The organism is Streptomyces sp. NPDC021115, from assembly GCF_044333065.1.
Taxonomy (GTDB): Bacteria; Actinomycetota; Actinomycetes; order Streptomycetales; family Streptomycetaceae; genus Streptomyces.
On sequence record NZ_JBIRQF010000011.1, the window covers coordinates 127,134 to 142,213 of the forward strand.

At 72.7% G+C, this 15,080-nt stretch carries 17 protein-coding genes, 1 tRNA gene and 1 pseudogene; 11 read left to right on the forward strand and 8 right to left on the reverse strand.

The features are described from left to right. Window positions 1-366 (reverse strand): MmcQ/YjbR family DNA-binding protein, encoded by a 366-nt coding sequence (locus ACH4TL_RS29295; protein ID WP_398321657.1) that lies wholly within the window; start codon window positions 364-366, stop codon window positions 1-3. 148 nt (window positions 367-514) lie between these two features. Between ACH4TL_RS29295 and ACH4TL_RS29300 the strand changes: the two genes are divergently transcribed. The 7 genes and pseudogenes from ACH4TL_RS29300 (at window position 515) to ACH4TL_RS29330 (ending at window position 4,406) form a co-directional block, all read left to right on the forward strand. After that, entirely contained in the window at window positions 515-1,186 is a 672-nt protein-coding gene (locus tag ACH4TL_RS29300) for an MBL fold metallo-hydrolase (RefSeq protein ID WP_398321660.1), read from the forward strand. A gap of 133 nt (window positions 1,187-1,319) precedes the next feature. Then, window positions 1,320-1,544, forward strand: a pseudogene (locus ACH4TL_RS29305) (helix-turn-helix domain-containing protein); the annotation flags it as partial. A 163-nt stretch (window positions 1,545-1,707) separates the two neighbouring features. Further along, window positions 1,708-2,904, forward strand: coding sequence for a helix-turn-helix domain-containing protein (locus tag ACH4TL_RS29310; RefSeq protein WP_398321663.1), 1,197 nt, complete (start codon window positions 1,708-1,710; stop codon window positions 2,902-2,904). A gap of 103 nt (window positions 2,905-3,007) precedes the next feature. Continuing rightward, the gene (locus ACH4TL_RS29315) at window positions 3,008-3,424 is read left to right on the forward strand and encodes a hypothetical protein (protein ID WP_398321666.1); all 417 of its coding nucleotides are present in this window, start codon (window positions 3,008-3,010) and stop codon (window positions 3,422-3,424) included. A gap of 161 nt (window positions 3,425-3,585) precedes the next feature. Then, window positions 3,586-3,933, forward strand: coding sequence for a hypothetical protein (locus ACH4TL_RS29320; protein WP_398321669.1), 348 nt, complete (start codon window positions 3,586-3,588; stop codon window positions 3,931-3,933). Between the two features lie 91 nt (window positions 3,934-4,024). Then, the gene (locus ACH4TL_RS29325; protein WP_398321672.1) at window positions 4,025-4,225 is read left to right on the forward strand and encodes a hypothetical protein; all 201 of its coding nucleotides are present in this window, start codon (window positions 4,025-4,027) and stop codon (window positions 4,223-4,225) included. 34 nt (window positions 4,226-4,259) lie between these two features. After that, the gene (locus tag ACH4TL_RS29330; RefSeq protein WP_398321674.1) at window positions 4,260-4,406 is read left to right on the forward strand and encodes a hypothetical protein; all 147 of its coding nucleotides are present in this window, start codon (window positions 4,260-4,262) and stop codon (window positions 4,404-4,406) included. A 98-nt stretch (window positions 4,407-4,504) separates the two neighbouring features. On the opposite strand, the gene ACH4TL_RS29335 is transcribed toward ACH4TL_RS29330, so the two are convergent. After that, a tRNA-Val gene (locus tag ACH4TL_RS29335) sits at window positions 4,505-4,579 on the reverse strand. 156 nt (window positions 4,580-4,735) lie between these two features. Between ACH4TL_RS29335 and ACH4TL_RS29340 the strand changes: the two genes are divergently transcribed. The 3 genes from ACH4TL_RS29340 (at window position 4,736) to ACH4TL_RS29350 (ending at window position 7,163) form a co-directional block, all read left to right on the forward strand. Then, window positions 4,736-5,998: a hypothetical protein gene (locus tag ACH4TL_RS29340; RefSeq protein WP_398321677.1), complete on the forward strand. Its 1,263-nt coding sequence runs from the start codon at window positions 4,736-4,738 to the stop codon at window positions 5,996-5,998. A 55-nt stretch (window positions 5,999-6,053) separates the two neighbouring features. Continuing rightward, window positions 6,054-6,275 (forward strand): zinc ribbon domain-containing protein, encoded by a 222-nt coding sequence (locus ACH4TL_RS29345; protein ID WP_398321680.1) that lies wholly within the window; start codon window positions 6,054-6,056, stop codon window positions 6,273-6,275. A 90-nt stretch (window positions 6,276-6,365) separates the two neighbouring features. Continuing rightward, on the forward strand, window positions 6,366-7,163 hold the full coding sequence (locus ACH4TL_RS29350; protein ID WP_398321683.1) for a DUF4383 domain-containing protein: 798 nt from the start codon (window positions 6,366-6,368) through the stop codon (window positions 7,161-7,163). 7 nt (window positions 7,164-7,170) lie between these two features. On the opposite strand, the gene ACH4TL_RS29355 is transcribed toward ACH4TL_RS29350, so the two are convergent. The 3 genes from ACH4TL_RS29355 to ACH4TL_RS29365 are packed head-to-tail and all read right to left on the reverse strand — an operon-like array spanning window position 7,171 to window position 9,677. After that, window positions 7,171-7,830, reverse strand: coding sequence for an O-methyltransferase (locus tag ACH4TL_RS29355; protein WP_398321686.1), 660 nt, complete (start codon window positions 7,828-7,830; stop codon window positions 7,171-7,173). A gap of 42 nt (window positions 7,831-7,872) precedes the next feature. Further along, complete coding sequence (locus ACH4TL_RS29360; protein ID WP_398321689.1) at window positions 7,873-8,532, reverse strand: response regulator; 660 nt, start codon at window positions 8,530-8,532, stop codon at window positions 7,873-7,875. Continuing rightward, on the reverse strand, window positions 8,511-9,677 hold the full coding sequence (locus ACH4TL_RS29365; protein WP_398321692.1) for a sensor histidine kinase: 1,167 nt from the start codon (window positions 9,675-9,677) through the stop codon (window positions 8,511-8,513). Before ACH4TL_RS29365 ends, ACH4TL_RS29360 begins: the two co-directional genes overlap by 22 nt. Window positions 9,678-9,812: 135 nt before the next feature. On the opposite strand from ACH4TL_RS29365, the gene ACH4TL_RS29370 reads away from it, so the two are divergent. Next, on the forward strand, window positions 9,813-10,448 hold the full coding sequence (locus ACH4TL_RS29370; protein ID WP_398321695.1) for a DedA family protein: 636 nt from the start codon (window positions 9,813-9,815) through the stop codon (window positions 10,446-10,448). Here the strand turns inward: ACH4TL_RS29370 and ACH4TL_RS29375 are convergent. Genes ACH4TL_RS29375 through ACH4TL_RS29385 form a run of 3 tightly spaced genes read right to left on the reverse strand, consistent with a single transcriptional unit; the run spans window position 10,417 to window position 15,043 of the window. Further along, a complete protein-coding gene (locus tag ACH4TL_RS29375; RefSeq protein WP_398321698.1) occupies window positions 10,417-11,277 on the reverse strand; it encodes an HAD family hydrolase in 861 nt (286 codons plus the stop codon). The genes ACH4TL_RS29370 and ACH4TL_RS29375 overlap by 32 nt on opposite strands. Window positions 11,278-11,308: 31 nt before the next feature. Continuing rightward, entirely contained in the window at window positions 11,309-13,825 is a 2,517-nt protein-coding gene (locus tag ACH4TL_RS29380; protein WP_398321701.1) for a phosphoribosyltransferase, read from the reverse strand. Window positions 13,826-13,855: 30 nt separating this feature from the next. Further along, the gene (locus ACH4TL_RS29385; RefSeq protein WP_398321704.1) at window positions 13,856-15,043 is read right to left on the reverse strand and encodes an HpcH/HpaI aldolase/citrate lyase family protein; all 1,188 of its coding nucleotides are present in this window, start codon (window positions 15,041-15,043) and stop codon (window positions 13,856-13,858) included. Window positions 15,044-15,080: the final 37 nt, after the last annotated feature.

The window sequence follows — 15,080 nt, forward strand, 5'->3', positions numbered from 1 at the left end:
TCAGGCCCGGTCGAGCCGAAGGCGCTCGGCCCTCGGCAGCCCCGCCACCACCAGATCGTACGAGTCCTCGATCAGCTCCCGGACCAACTGGTCCGGGAGCCCACCGTCCACCGTCACGGTGTTCCAGTGGCGCTTGTTCATGTGCCACCCCGGCACGATCAGCCCCGGGTGGTCCTCACGCAGCCGTACCGCGGCCTCGGGCTCGCACTTCAGGTTCACCGTGAGCGGCCGCGCGTCGAGCGTCGACAGCGCGAAGATCTTGCCGCACACCTTGAAGGCCGAGACCTCCGGCACGCGGGGGAAGGGGAACTCCTCCGCAGCCGCGTTGAAGGACACGCAAAAGGACCGCAGCTGCTCGGGGGTCACTCCAGCTCTCCTCGATCTCGGCTGATGGGGATGGCACCACAGCTCTACCAGGCCCGCGGCGGACTCTGCCACATTGCCGCGTCCCTCGCCGCTCTGCCCTCAGCGAAGGACCGGACGACCGTGCGAGTGGTCGTGCAGGCTGCGTCGTATGGAGGCCATCGAGGTACTACCGAGACTGCGCATGCTCCGCTCCCCCGTGGGGGCGGCCTACCTGTGGCGGGACGGCGACGAGCTGACCCTCATCGACACCGGCACGGCTGACTGCGCGGCGGAAATCGAAGGAGCACTGGACGGTGCATTGCGGCGGATCGTGCTGACGCACTGGCACGAGGACCACACCGGCTCGGCAGCGGAGCTTGCCGACCGGCACGGAGCGGAGGTGGTCGCGCATCGCCTGGAGGCTCCGGTGATCCGGGGAGACTCGGTCGGGGCGCCACCGGTGCTGGAGCCGTTCGAGGTACCGATCAAGGCGGCGCTTCCCCCACTGCCGCCCGCTCCGCCCTGCCCAGTGGACCGCGAGGTCGAGGACGGCGATGTGCTGCCGTTCGGCGGCGGCGCGGTGGTCGTCGCGGTGCCCGGCCACACAGACGGCTCGATCGCGCTCCACCTGCCCGGGCCAAGGGTGCTGTTCACCGGCGACGCGGTCGCCAACGTCGGCCGAACGATGCTGGGCGTCTTCAACACCGACCGCGCCCGGGCCATCGAGTCACTGCACCGCCTGGCCACGCTCGACGTCGACACGGCGGCCTTCGGCCACGGTGACCCGATCGCCCACGGAGCCGCGGCCGCCCTGCAAGCAGCATCCGCCGCGGCCAAGTGACGCTCGCGGACGGCCGGGTCGCCTGACTCCGAGGAAGCACTCGGTCAAGAGTGCGATCGCCCTCCCGCGCCTCATTCGCTTGATTTTAGGCAGCGATCGGTGGGTTGGAGGCTTCTGCCAGATTCTCCTGAACCTGGGCGTCCCACGGTCGGTGGAGCGGCTTTGGGCGGTGGCTGCGGGAGTCCCGGTCACCCAGGTCGCGGCGCGTTACGGGGTTTCCCGGCAGTCGGTGCATACGTGGGTGAGCAGGTACAAGCAGGCGGATCTGCCGGGCCTGGCCGATCGGTCTCACCGGCCGGCGTCCTGCCCGCACCGGATCGCGTCCGCGGTGGAGGCGCTGGTGTGTGACCTGCGGCGAGTCGGCGCTTGGCGCCGTGCCCTCTCGTCTGGTCCTCGGGCCGGGCGTGGGGCGTCGTGTCAAGTACGTGCGACGGTCCCCACCGGATGTGGGTCGTTGAGCCATATGCGCCGGGTCGGCCGCGGGTACCGTTCTGAGTGTCTAGGGCAGAACGGAGTTCAGCATGCCGCAGAGCATTGAGGAACACACCGGTGCACGGATCGCCCGCACTCGTCGCGAGCGTGGTCTGACCCAGCAGGGACTGGCGATGCGCGCCAACGTTTCGAAGTCGCTGCTGTCCAAGGTCGAATGCGGCCAGAAGCCCGCCTCGCCATCGCTGATCGCCGCCTGCGCACGCGCGCTCAGCGTCACGACCTCGGATCTTCTCGGCCAGCCCTACACCCAGGAACTCCGGCGGGAGCGGCTTGATGAGGTGATACAGCCCATCCGGGTCAGCATGGAGAACTGGGACATCCCCCTCGACTGGCAGGTGCCGGCTCGTCCCGTCGCGCTGATCCGGGCTGACATGGAGAAGGTCCTGGTCCAGCGGCGGCAAGCCGAGTACCTGCCGATGGCCGTCGATCTGCCCGCGCTCATCGACGAGTGCGTCCAAGCCATCCACACCACCAGCGGCGAGGAGCAGCGGCAGGGGCATGAGTGTCTGGCGTGGGCGTTCCGGTGTGTGTTCACGCTGGCCTGGTCCTTTGGGTACGTGGACCTGGCCACGATCGCGTTGCAGCGCCTGGCGTGGACGGCGCCTCGGGCCGACGAGCCGGGGCTGGCCGCCATGTACGGCTATCTGCGGGCCCAGACCACTCTGTCGTCCAGCCGGTACGACTTGGGGATGCGGGTGGTGGACGGCGCGTTGCGGGACATGGCCGGGCAAGACTCCCGGAACGCGACGGGGCTGGACGCGATGACCGGTGTGCTTCAGCTGCGAGCGGCGGTGATCGCCGGGCGGATGGGGGACGCCGACGCCGTGGAGGCGCGGGTGTCCGAGGCCCGCGCACTCGCGGAGCGGACCGGGGAGACCCCTGCTTATGGCGTGGGGTGGGGCCCGACGAACGTGGGCGTTCACGCTGTCGCGATCGCTTGCGATCTGGACGAGTACGGGCAGGCTGTACAGCTGGCGCAGGGCGTTCGGTTCCCCAAGGGGTGGGATCGGGCGCGGGCCGGGCATCACTGGTTGGACCTGGGCAGGGCCAACGTATGGACGGAGGATTCGGAGGAGGCGCTGCGCTGTCTCCAGCGGGCTCGCCGTACGGCCCCTCAGCAGACGCGCTATCACCCCACCGTGCGGGAAGCCGTGGTGACGCTACGGTCGCGCGATCGGTCGCGCAGCAGTGAGCTTGCCGAGTTCGCGCACTGGATCGGCCTGTAGCACGTGCCGTTGCTGTCGAGTTGCACTCTTCTGTGCAACTCGGCGCAGGGACCGGTCGCCACGATGTAACGGTCAGTGAACCGTACGTTGCATGGAGTCGACCATGACCACCAGAGCCGACCAGTGGACACCGCCGAGCGGCCCCGAGCCCGAAGCCTTACCGACAGGCCGATGGTGGGACGCGGTCCGCGCTGCGGAGGATGTCGGCGAACGCGCCCTTGATGTGCTCGGCGATCAGTCCGGCGCCGTCATCAAGGACCGCTGCAACACCCTCTATTGGCTCATCGCCCCCGACGCAGCCGCCGCCTGGAACCTGCGCGGAGTCACCGTCCTCACCCAGACCGAAGGTGTCGCCACCTACCTCGGCGTGCCCCCGGGCGACCGGCTGGCCCGCCCCGGCTCGTACTGGCGGGTCCCGTTCGTCCGCGGCCGGTACCTCACCGACCCGCACCTGCTGTACAAGGCATTGGTCAGCGTCCTGCTCGCCCAGTCCGGTGAGGGCCAGGAGGGCGACCGGTGATGCCCCGGGGTGTGCGCCCGCTGCCAGACGACCACCAGGCAGCCGGTCGTCGTCGCGGTCGGGCATGGTGCGAGTGCTGGTGGTGGCACCGTCTACGCCTGCCCCGGCTGCACACCCACCTTCCCCAAGCAGCGCGACCCATTTCCCACCGGGCGGCAGCGATGACGCCCCGCCAGCAGCTCGCCACGACCGCGGCTGACCTCGACCCAGTCACGCTCACCCGCGACCAACTCCAAGGCTGGACCTGCGCACTCTGCGGCGCCCACCTCATCGCCGACCGCTCGCTCGGTCCCGTCACGATCGTCCAGGGGACGGCTCGGATGACGTACGAGGTGTGGGCCTGCGAGCCCGCATGCGGCGTACGCCCCGCCCAGCCCGGTCCGACTCCCTGGGGCCGGTTTCTCGACCACGCCGTGGACTGTGCCGACTGCCGGGCAGGACAGCGCTGCCCCGCTGGGGACCGGCTGCACCACGCGGTGCGGGTTGCCGTCGCCGCTGCGGCCCCATGACCGGCCAGCCAAGCCCCGCCCCGATCGCGCGCTTGGACGGCTGGCGACCGGGACGGAAACCGTGCACCACCCCACTCGGAGAGGCAGACACATGCGAGACGTTACTGCGGAGCCGGAGCGGCGCGACCCCGGGGCGCTGACACGGACCCAACGGCGCGTTGTCGAGGCGGGATTCCCCGTGGACGACGCGCTGTGGCTGGCGCCCACCGACCCGAGCATCCCGGTCGCGGCCGGTTGCCAGCACTCGGACGACAGCGGACCGATCGTCATCATCCCCAAGCCCAAGGGCTGACCCGCGTAGGCTGCGGGCCGGAAGGAGGTCACTGATGGAGTGGATCGACCCGAAGTACGCCGAGCTGGTCGCGGCCATGCGTCGGGCTCAGGCGGACGCCTCCGAGCAGGATCCGTCCGAGGCCCGGCCGGTTCGGGGGTTCATCGTCCCCGACACCGGTCCCGGCGCGCTGCCGCGCTGAGCCGAGCCACGCCCTGCTGACAGCGATCTTCAGAAGCCCGTGGCATCAGCGGCAGATGTCAAAGACCCCCAGCCGGGACCGGCTGGGGGTCTTCGTGGTGGTGGGCGCAGACGGATTCGAACCGCCGACATCTGCCTTGTAAGGGCAGCGCTCTACCGCTGAGCTATGCGCCCTGGGGGAGCTGTCAGCCTACCTTGTTCGCGGGGTGGCGCCGCAATCCGCTCGCGGTGGGAAGAAAGCCGGGGACGCGAACCGTACCGACCTCTGTGTTCGTCCCTGGTGGGTGGGAGAATGACATCCGGGCCCGGGCGATCCAATGGGAGAGGTAAGTGGCGGCGACACCTGCGCGGCGGTGGTTCGGGGGACGCGGGGAGAGCCAGCGGGCGGAGGCGCAGGCGGCGAAGGATGCCGCGGCGGCCGCGTTCTACGAGCTGGACACCGCGCAGCGGGATCTGCGGATCTCGATCGAGACGATCACGGCGGTGGACGACTCCCCCGCCGCCCGGCGGGCCGCCGCCGACTTCGCGGCGCTCGGACAGCGGATCGACCAGGTCAGCCACGAGTACATCACCGCCGTGGACGCGCATGACCTGGACCGGGACGGGCTGGACGGGGCGGCGGCCGGGCGGGCGCGGGCGGAGCTGACGCGGGCCAGGGACGAGCTGCGGCGGACCAAGGCGGATCTGGACCGGTTCGGGCAGGGGCTCGGGTCGCTGCTCCAGCAGGCCGAGACACAGCTCGCGCGGCTCGCGCCGGCGGTGGAGCGGGCGCGGCAGGCGCTGCTGGCGGCCACCAACGCGCTGGACGAGGTGCGCGGCTCCGGGCTGCGGGCGGACGACCTCGCGGCGCGGCTGGCGGCGCTTTCGCCGGAGCTGACCAAGCTGAACCAGGGCGCCGGGCAGCACGGCGTGCAGGAGACCATCCGGCGCGCGGACGATGTGCTGCGGCGGGCGGAGGCCGTGCGCGGGGAGGCGGAGCGGCTGCCGGAGCGGGCGGCCGAGATAGACCGGCGGCTGGTGTCGCTGCGTACCCGCGCCCAGGCGATCACCACCCGGGCCGCCGGGGTGGAGCCGGTGCTCAGCGAGCTGCGCCGCCGCTACAGCGCGGCCTGCTGGCAGGATCTCCAGTCGGTGCCCGGGCAGGCGGCGCGGGACGTGGCGCAGGCCGAGGCGAAGCTGGGCGAGGCGCGGACGGCGCGCGAGGAGCAGCGCTGGCCGGACGCCACGGCCCTGCTCGGTACGGTACGGGCGCTGCTGAACACCACGGACGAGGCGGTGTCGGCGGCCGGGGACCGGCTGCGGCGGCTGGACGAGGTGTCGTACAACCAGGACCACGAGGTCGAACGCACCCGTTTCGCGATCCGCGACGCACAGCGGCTGGCGATGGCCGGGCGCAGCACGCCCGATCCGCGCCACGCCCGCCCGCTGGACGACGCGGTGGCGCGGCTGGAGCGGGCGATCGCGGGGCTGGAGGGGCGGCATCCGGACTGGTGGCACTTCCTGACCGAGACGGAGTCGGTCCGGCAGACGGCCGCCCGGGTCGTGCAGGAGATCCGCGACGAGCGTGGCGGCGGGGCGACGGCGGGGCACTGAGCGGCAGGGCACTGAATCGGGTATCGGGGGCGGTCGGGATGGTTATGCTCCTGACATGCCTCGCTACGAATACCGCTGCCGCGCCTGCGGGACCACCTTCGAGCTCAACCGGCCCATGGCCGAGTCCTCGGCGCCCGCCTCGTGCCCGGAGGGGCATGACGACACGGTGAAGCTGCTGTCGGCCGTCGCCGTCACGGGCGGCTCGGCGTCCTCCTCCGCACCGGCGGCGCCCGCCGGTGGTGGGGGCGGGTGTTGCGGGGGCGGGTGCTGCGGCTGATCCTGGGAGGTACGTCATCGGGGGTGCGTAATACGGAACGTACCCCCGCGTACCCAGCGCGGGTACGGCCTCGCCGGTTAGGAGGCCGACATGGCTACCGGCCGTCCCTCCCCCATCGGTCCTCACCCCGCGGGCACCGCCCGGTACTTTCCGGAGCGGATCGGCGGGCACACCAAGCTGGATGAGCACCTGCCGGTCGACCACCGGCTGAGCCGGGTCTACCGCATCGGTGCGGGGCTGATGGGCCTGGTCCTGGTCGCCTTCGGAGTCCTCGGGCTGACCCACAACATCGGGTTCTTCGACACCGGCGGCGCGACGGTGGCCGGGCTGAACACCGACGGCGCGCTGAGCGTGCTGTCGATCGCCATCGGCGGGCTGCTGTTCATCGGCATGGTCATCGGCGGCAATTTCGCCTCGACACTCAACATCGTGCTCGGGCTGCTCTTCCTGCTGAGCGGATTCGTCAATCTCGCGCTGCTGGAGACCAGCTTCAACTTCCTGGCCTTCCGGCTTCAGAACGTGCTGTTCAGCTTTGTGGTGGGCCTGATGCTGATGTGGTTCGGGATGTACGGGAGGGTGAGCAGCAAGCTGCCGCATGACAACCCGTACTGGATCTCCCGCCACCCAGAGCAGGCCGAGCGCGAGGCCCGGGCGCGCGAGGTCATGGCCGCCCGGCGGCTGGCCGCGGAGGGCGGTGCGGAGCAGGGCCTACGCCCCGGCGAACCCGTACACCCCGGCGAGCCCGCACAGCACGTCGAGCCCGCGCAGCCGCCGGGCAAGTGGGGGAAGCTGGACCGGGGGCCCGGGGAAGGGGCCCCGGCCGAGGCGGCCCCGCCCGGGCGGCACCGCCACCGGCCCCGTCTGCCCCGCCGCCACCGCAGCGCTTAGCGGCAGGTCAGCGGCGGCGAGCCAGGGTCAGGCCGTCGGCGATCGTGAGCATGACCGCCTCCATGCGGTCATCGGCCGCCACATGGTCGTTGAACGCCTTGATCGCGGCGCCGCCCCCGGTGGCCTCCGGGTCGACGACATCCCCGTGGTAGAAGACGTTGTCCGCGACGATCAGCCCGCCCGGGTTCAGCCGCGGCACCAGCTCCTCCCAGTACGGAATGTAGTTGCCCTTGTCCGCGTCGAGGTAGGCCAGGTCGATGTGCGGTTCGGCGGGCATCGCGCGCAGGGAGTCCAGGGCGGGCGCGATGCGCAGGTCGATGCGGTCGGTGACGCCCGCCTCGGCCCACGCCCGACGCCCGTACGCGGTCCACTCGTCCGATACGTCGAGGGCGACCAGCGTGCCGTCGGCGGGCAGGGCCTGCGCCATGGACAGCGCGGAGAAGCCGGTGAAGGTGCCGACCTCGACGATGTGGCGGGCGCCGGTCAGCCGCACCAGGAACGCCAGCAGCGGGCCCTGCTCCTCGGCGGACTGCATCCCGGCGTACTCCGGCAGCTTCGCGTGGGTCACCTCGACCAGGTCGCGCTGTACGGGGTCGAGCGGCGGGTTGTGGGCCAGCATGTAGCCGTACAGCTCGCTGGTGATCGGGGTGCTCTTGGTCTCGGCCATGGTTCAGTCTCTCCCCATCCGGGTCCGGACCGCTTCCCTATTTCAGCTTCCCAGGTAGCGCAGTACCGCCAGAACGCGGCGGGAGTATCCCGAGCTGCCGGGGAGTTCGAGCTTGTCGAAGATCGCGTTGATGTGCTTCTCGACGGCGCTGCGCGACACGTGCAGCCGCTCCGCGATGGTGGCGTTGGCGTGGCCCTGGGCCATCGCGTCGAGCACGTCGCGCTCGCGCGGGGTGAGCCGGGCGAGCGGATCGGTGTGGGTGCTGCGGGAGAGCAGCCGCCGGACGACCTCGGGGTCGAACGCGGCGCGGCCCGCAGCGACCCGCTCCAGGGCGTCCAGGAACTCGTCGACCTGGACGACCCGGTCCTTGAGGAGATAGCCGACGCCCTCACCCGGGCCGCTCAGCAGCTCGGTCGCGTACCGCTTCTCGACGTACTGCGACAGGACGAGCACCCCGACCGCCGGGTGGCGGCTCCGGATCTCCAGGGCCGCCCGCAGCCCCTCGTCGGTGTGGGTGGGCGGCATGCGGACGTCCACGACGACGGCGTCCACGTCCGGGGTCCGGTCCACGGCCTCGATCAGCGCGGTACCGTCGCCGACCGCGGTCACCACCTCGTGGCCCTCGTCGGCGAGCAGCCGCACCAGGCCCTCGCGCAGCAGGGTCGAGTCGTCGGCCAGGATTACGCGCAAGGGGGCAGGCATGGCAGCTCCGCGGTGATGGTGGTGGGGCCGCCGGGCGGGCTGACCACCCGGAGCCGGCCGTCGAGCGCTGCGGCCCGGCGCGCCAGCCCGAGCAGACCGCCGCCCGCCGGGTCGGCGCCGCCGGTGCCGTCGTCGGTGATCCGTACGAGGAGGCTGTCGGCAGGGTCGTGCGTCAGCGCGACGTCGACGCGGGACGCGCCCGAGTGCTTGACCGCGTTCGTCACGGCCTCGGAGACGACGAAGTACGCGACCGTACGGACCGTCGTCCCCGGCTCGGCCGTCAGCCCGTACTCCAGCCGCACCGGGATCGCCGACCGCTCCGCCACCCCCTCCAGCGCCACCCGCAGCCCGGCCTCGTCCAGTGCGGCCGGGTAGACGCGCCACGCCACCTCGCGCAGATCGCTGAGGGCCTGGCGGCTCTCCTCATGGGCCTGCACGAGCAGCGTGTGCGCCCGGTCCGCGTCCTGGCTGCGGCGCGCCCGCCCCAGCAGCATGCCGAGCGCGACGAGCCGCTGCTGCACCCCGTCGTGCAGGTCGCGTTCGATGCGCCGCCGCTCCTCATCCACGGCGTCCACGACCCCGGCGCGGCTGGTGGCCAGCTCCTCGATCCGGTGGTGCAGGGCGTCCTGCGGGCTGGGGCCGAGCAGTTGCCGGGCGAGCAGCCCCTCCCAGGACGCGACCGCCACGACGCCCTGGGCGGCGAGGATGAACAGGACCACGCCGCCGATCCCGGTCATGACCAGGTCGAACCAGTGGTCGCCGCCGAGCACCGGCACGCCCCACAGCAGCAGCGAGCCGGATCCGGCGCCGATCGCGGCCAGCACCGGGACCACGCCGCCGAGCAGGCCCAGCGCCCAGCGCGTGGCGAGGTAGCGCAGCGCCTGCTCGCCGCCGTGGTCAGGGGTGATGTCGGCGTCGAGGAAGCGGGCCAGCCTGCGGCGTTCCGCCTCGGTGAGCCACCGGGCGGTCGCCGTCAGCGGGCGCAGCGCGCGGGTGCGGGCGCGCGGGCGGGTGGTGACGCACAGCAGGGTCAGCCCGGCGGCCACGGTGAACAGCAGCTCGGCCACGGCGGTGCCCGCGCCGATCAGCAGCCCGGCCACCAGCCGCAGCCCGTGCCGTAACCACGTCGACCGCGCCTTCCCCATGGACCGCAACGCTAGCCGTCGCCGCCCGCCCGCACACTGAGGATTTCCGCAGGGTGCGGGTGCGGTGCGGGCCCGTACGAGCGGGCGGGCCGCCTCATGGTCCGGCGGGCGTGCCGATTCCTAGCGTTCGGTGGCATGACCGATCGCATCACCGACTGGGCCACCGGCCTCATGGACGCTCTCGGGGCGCCGGGCGCGGGCGCCGCCATCGCACTGGAGAACCTGTTCCCGCCGCTGCCCAGCGAGGTGATCCTGCCGCTCGCCGGGTTCGCGGCGGGTCAGGGGCGGATGAGCCTGTACGCGGCGCTGCTGTGGACCACGGCCGGTTCTGTCGTCGGCGCGCTCGCCCTGTACGGGGCGGGCGCGCTGCTCGGCCGGGACCGGACCCGCGCGATCGCGGCGCGGCTGCCGCTGGTCAAGGCCGCCGACGTCGACCGGACCGAGCGGTGGTTCCAGCGGCACGGCACCAAGGCGGTCTTCTTCGGCCGCATGGTCCCGATCTTCCGCAGCATGATCTCGGTACCGGCCGGGATCGAGCGGATGCCGGTGCCGGTCTTCCTCGCCCTCACCACCCTCGGCAGTCTGATCTGGAACGCGGCCTTCGTGCTGGCCGGTTACGCGCTCGGCGACAACTGGCACCGGGTGACGGACTACGTCTCGGTGTACTCCAAGGCCGTGCTGGGCGCCGCCGTGCTCGCGGCGCTCGGCTTCGCCGCCACCCGGTTCGTACGGCGGCTGGTCAGCCCCGGCCGCGGGAAACGGCGCGGATGACCTCGCGGCGGGCCTTCGCCCGGTGCAGGGCGGCCTGTTCGGACAGGGCGCGGGCGATCGCCTCGCCCGCCGCGACGCCCTGCTCCTCGACCGCCGTGACGTGCGGTGCCGTCCAGCCCTCGGTGGCCAGTTCGCCGTGGCCCGGGCGCCAGGCGTGGTCGGCGGCCTCCAGCAGGTCGGCGTCGAGGAGCGAGTCGCCCGCGGTGAGCACCTCGTCCGCGCCGGTGCGGCGCTTGACCTCGGCGACGGCCGCGCTCTTGGTGAGCGGCTTCGGGACGGCGTAGATCTTGCGGCCCTGGAGCGAGACGGTCCAGCCACGCGGCTCGGCCCACGCCGCCAGCTCCTTGACGTACTCGTCGGGCAGCAGCTTCCGCTCCACGACCAGGTACGCGAACAGGTCCTCCGCGATCCGCTCCTTGAGCAGCCAGGACGGGTCGGCGGTGGCGGTCAGGTGGGCGCGGACCTCCTCCAGGGGCGCGCAGGCGTCGGCCAGCGCGCCGCGCACGCCCGCGTGCCACTCGGGGTCGGACTCGCCGTCGACCAGCAGATGGCCGCCGTTCGCGCAGATCGCGAAGCGGGGTTCAGGGCCGGGGAGGTGGATGCGGCGGTACTGCTCGCGGGTGCGGGTGGTCGTGGGGACGAAGACGGCGGTACGGGCCAGCTCCGCGACCAGCCCGGCCGCGGTCTCCGTCAGGTACGACAGCGGCTTGCCCTCGTACACCTCGACGCACAGCAGCCGGGGGGCCTCCGCGTCGGGCATCTCAAGGCCGAGCGCCGCCGCCGAGTAGATCAGCGTACGGTCGAGGTCGCTTGCCACCAGAACGGTCATCGGGCCGCCTCCACCGCATATACCGACATGGTCATCTCGCCGCCACCGCCTTGCCGTCCGCGCCCGTGGCGCCTCGTGTGTAGCGCGGGTGGATCAGCCCCACGCAGGTGTACGGCAGGTCGCCGGTCTCCTCGACCGGCACCCCGCGCTGCTCGGCGAGCAGCCGTACGTGGTCCAGGTCCGCGCCCGCGCCCCGCTTCGCGAGGATCTTCCACGGGACGCGGCGCAGCAGTACGCGTGTCGTCTCGCCGACGCCCGGCTTGACGAGGTTGACGTCGTGGATGCCGTACTCCTCGCTGATCCGCTCGACGGCCCGCCAGCCCTCCCAGGTCGGGGCGCGGTCGGCGGCGGCCAGCTCCTTCGCGTCGGCCGCCACGCCGTCGGCGACCTCCTCGAAGCGGGCCTCGATGGCGTCGAGGAACTCGCCGGAGAGGTCCACACCGGTCAGCTCGCGGTAGAACTTCGCGCCGTGGAAGTCGTCAGGGCCGACGAGGTCGGCGCGGAGCACGGTGCGCGATATCAGCCCGGAGACGGTCGAGTTGAGGCACGCGGAGGGGACGAGGAAGTCGTCGCGGGTGCCGTAGGTCTCCACGCAGCGGCCCGGATCGGCGAGGACGGCGATCCGCGGGTCGAAGTCCGGGTACGGGGCGAGGGCGTCCGACAGCTCGCGGGTGATCGCCCCCTTGCCCGTCCAGCCGTCGACGAAGACGACATCGGCCGGGTCGTGGTGGTCGGCCAGCCAGCGCAGCGCGGCGGTGTCGATGCCGCGGCCGCGCACGATGGAGATCGCGTAGTGCGGCAGGTCGAGCCCGTGCGCGTGGCGCGCCCAGCGGCGCATCAGCACCCCGACGGGGGTGCCGGCGCGGGCGAGCGAGACGAGGACGGGGCGCGGGGAGCGCTCGGCGAGCACGGTCTCGGTGACGGCGCCGACCGCGCGGGCGATCCGGCCGGCGGAGGCCGCGAGCGCGGCCCGGAACAGCTCCTGGTACTCCTCGCTGGGCTGGTACTCGACGGGCAGCGACTCGGCGTAGTGCGCCCCGCCGCTCTGGATCGCCTCCTCGCGCTCCTCGGTGGGGGCCTCGAGGGTGACGTGGGAGAAGTCCTGGAGCAGCCAGCCGACGTCGTCGGCGGCGTATGACGAGAACGCGGGGCCGCGCAGGGGCTCGGGCGGCGGTCGGTGCATGGAGGAAGCCTGCCGTTCGGGGACGGGAGCGGGGGCGGGGGCTGCGGGGGGTGGTGGTACGTGGGAGGGGACCACGGCCAGCAGGAGCCGGTCGGTGTGCGCGGCCAGCCGCGCGAGCAGCCCGTCGGGGGCGTGCAGCGCGGGGCTGTCGGCGGCCGAGTCGACGACGGCGACGACCGCGTCGAAGCGGCGCGCGGGGTCGGCGCCGGGCGCCACGTTGTACGCGTAGCGCGGCCCGGGCCCGTCGGCGGGGGCGTCATGGGCGGGGAAGGTGAGCCCGGTACGGATCGCATAGCCGGGGTCGTCCACGGCCAGCACGGGCGACCGCGTGGTGGTCGAATACCGCACCTCGGCGCCGTCGGCCCCGCCGAGCGCGTCGTCCAGCGCCCCGGCGAGCCGCAGCGGCGCGTACATCAGCTCCTCGAACCCGAGCACGAGCACGCGCCGGGGCGCGGCGCCGGGGGCGGCGGTCAGCGCCTGCGCGAGGCGTGCCGCCATGGCCGGGAGCGCGGCCTCCAGGCGGGCGCGGTGGGCGGGCGTGAAGCCGTGCCGCCCACCGTCCGGCAGCCCCCCGGGCCAGCCCAGCTCGACCCGCACGGGCGCGGGGACGGCCCCCGGGACGGCCGAGGCACCGTCGGCCCGGTCCGCTCCCGCGTCCGGCGCGGAGGGCTCGTGGGCGGCCACCAGGGCGCGGCCGCGGGTGAGGACGTCGGCCGGGAGGTGGACCGTGCCGGTGGCGGCGGAGACGAGGTCCACTCGGGCGCCCAGGTCGGAGGCGAAGGCGTCCAGGTGGGCGCGGTCCTCGGGGGAGCGCATGTCGACCAGGGCGACCACCACGTAGCGGTCGCGGGGGAAGCGTCGGTGGAGGGCGGCGATGGTGTTGAGGACGGTGCGGCCGGTCGAGAACTCGTCGTCCACCAGGACCAGCGGGCCGTCCGTGGCCAGCAGCCGGGAGTCCTCCGGGAGCAGCAGGTGGGACGTGGCGTGGCTGTGCTCCTCCTCGAAGCCGCCCACCGTGGGCACGCCCGCGACCGGGCGGCGGGTCGAGTGCAGATACGGGGCGAGGGCCAGGCCGTCCGCGACGCTGTGGCCGAGGCCGGTGGCCGTCTCGGCGTAGCCGAGGACGACGGCGTGGGCGGCCGCCTCGTCGCCCAGCAGGGCGCGCACCCGCTGCCCGAGCCGCACGCCCACGCCGTGGACGGCGGCGGGACGCTGGGGGACGTGCTTGCCGAGCACGTTGGACACGAGCAGATGCGCCCGCTTGGGGTTGCGCCGCAGCGCGAGCCCGAGCAGCTCGGGCAGCCGCCCGTCGCCGTCGAGCCGTACGCCGAGCCGGTCCGCGACCCACTGTCCCGACCACACCACGCTGATCTGCCTCGTTTCCTCTCGTAGGGCTCACGCGGTCCGCAGGCCGGCGGCCAGCAGTTCCACGAAGCTCACGTCCTCCCGGGCGACGCCGAAGACCTCGGCGCGCTGGAGGGTCCGCTCGGCCCAGGCCCGATGCGGTTTCACCTCGTTCATTTTGTTGGTGTACGACGAGCGCAGCACACCGCCCCCGCCCCGCTCGGGTTCGAGGATGTCCACCGCGTCGCTGAACTCCTCGTGGCTGACGACGGACAGGGCGTGCACCGGGGCGACATGGGTGGGGTGGATGCAGGTCTTGCCCAGCAGCCCGTTGGCCCGGTCGAGTTCGATCTCGCGCAGCAGCCCGTCCATGTCGTGCTCGATGAGCGCGGCGCGCAGCGATTCGGCGCGCCCGGAGAAGGGGCTGAGCCGCAACTGCGGTTTGAACATGCGCTCGTGCTGCTTGAAGTACTCCCACACAGGGCCGGTGACGGTGAATCCGGTGCCGTCGGCCCGGCCCAGCATGTTCACCACGTCGCCGATGACGGAGGCGACGAGCTGGACGTCGTACGCGGTCATGTCGGGCGCCCGGCGCAGCCCGTACGCGGAGCACAGGTCGGTCACCCCGAGCCGCAGCGCGAGCACCCGCTCCCGGTACTTGTCGACGATCCGGCCGATCCCGGCGAGGGTTTCGGTGCGGGTCTCGCGGTGCATCAGCTCGGGCGATTCCAGGACCGGCATCGCATACAGCCGCCGGTCCCCCAACACCTCGGCCACCTCACGGTTTTCGGCCGATATCAGCGCCTCCAGGAACGGAACGCCCCGCTCCTCGGTGAACTTGGGGAGTACGAATCCGGACAGCAGCCGAACGGCCGGTCCGAGCCGCCGGACAAGATCGACGATCTGCTCGGGGGCGCGGACCCGAATGAAGAGCAGCGGCAGATCGGCGTCCGTGCCGCGCCCGGCGAGGGCGGTGAACTGCCGCACGAGGTTCTCCTCGGCGCCCGGCACCTCGGCGTCATCGATCGAGTCCTCCAGGCACAGCACCATGGAGACAACGCCCCGACCTGCCTGTTTGACGATGTCCTCGGCGAGGCCCGCCCGGGTGGCGGGGCTGTAGAGCGTGGCGCCGAGGGCGACGGCGAGAATCCGGGCCGGTGAGTCGACCGAGAATTCGACGGGCTGCTGATGGAAGAGGCGTGTCCGCGCCTCGTCCGGCAGATGTCCAAAATGCCGCATGTTTCTCCCCGCACTGCCGCTTCCCCACCCGGGCCAC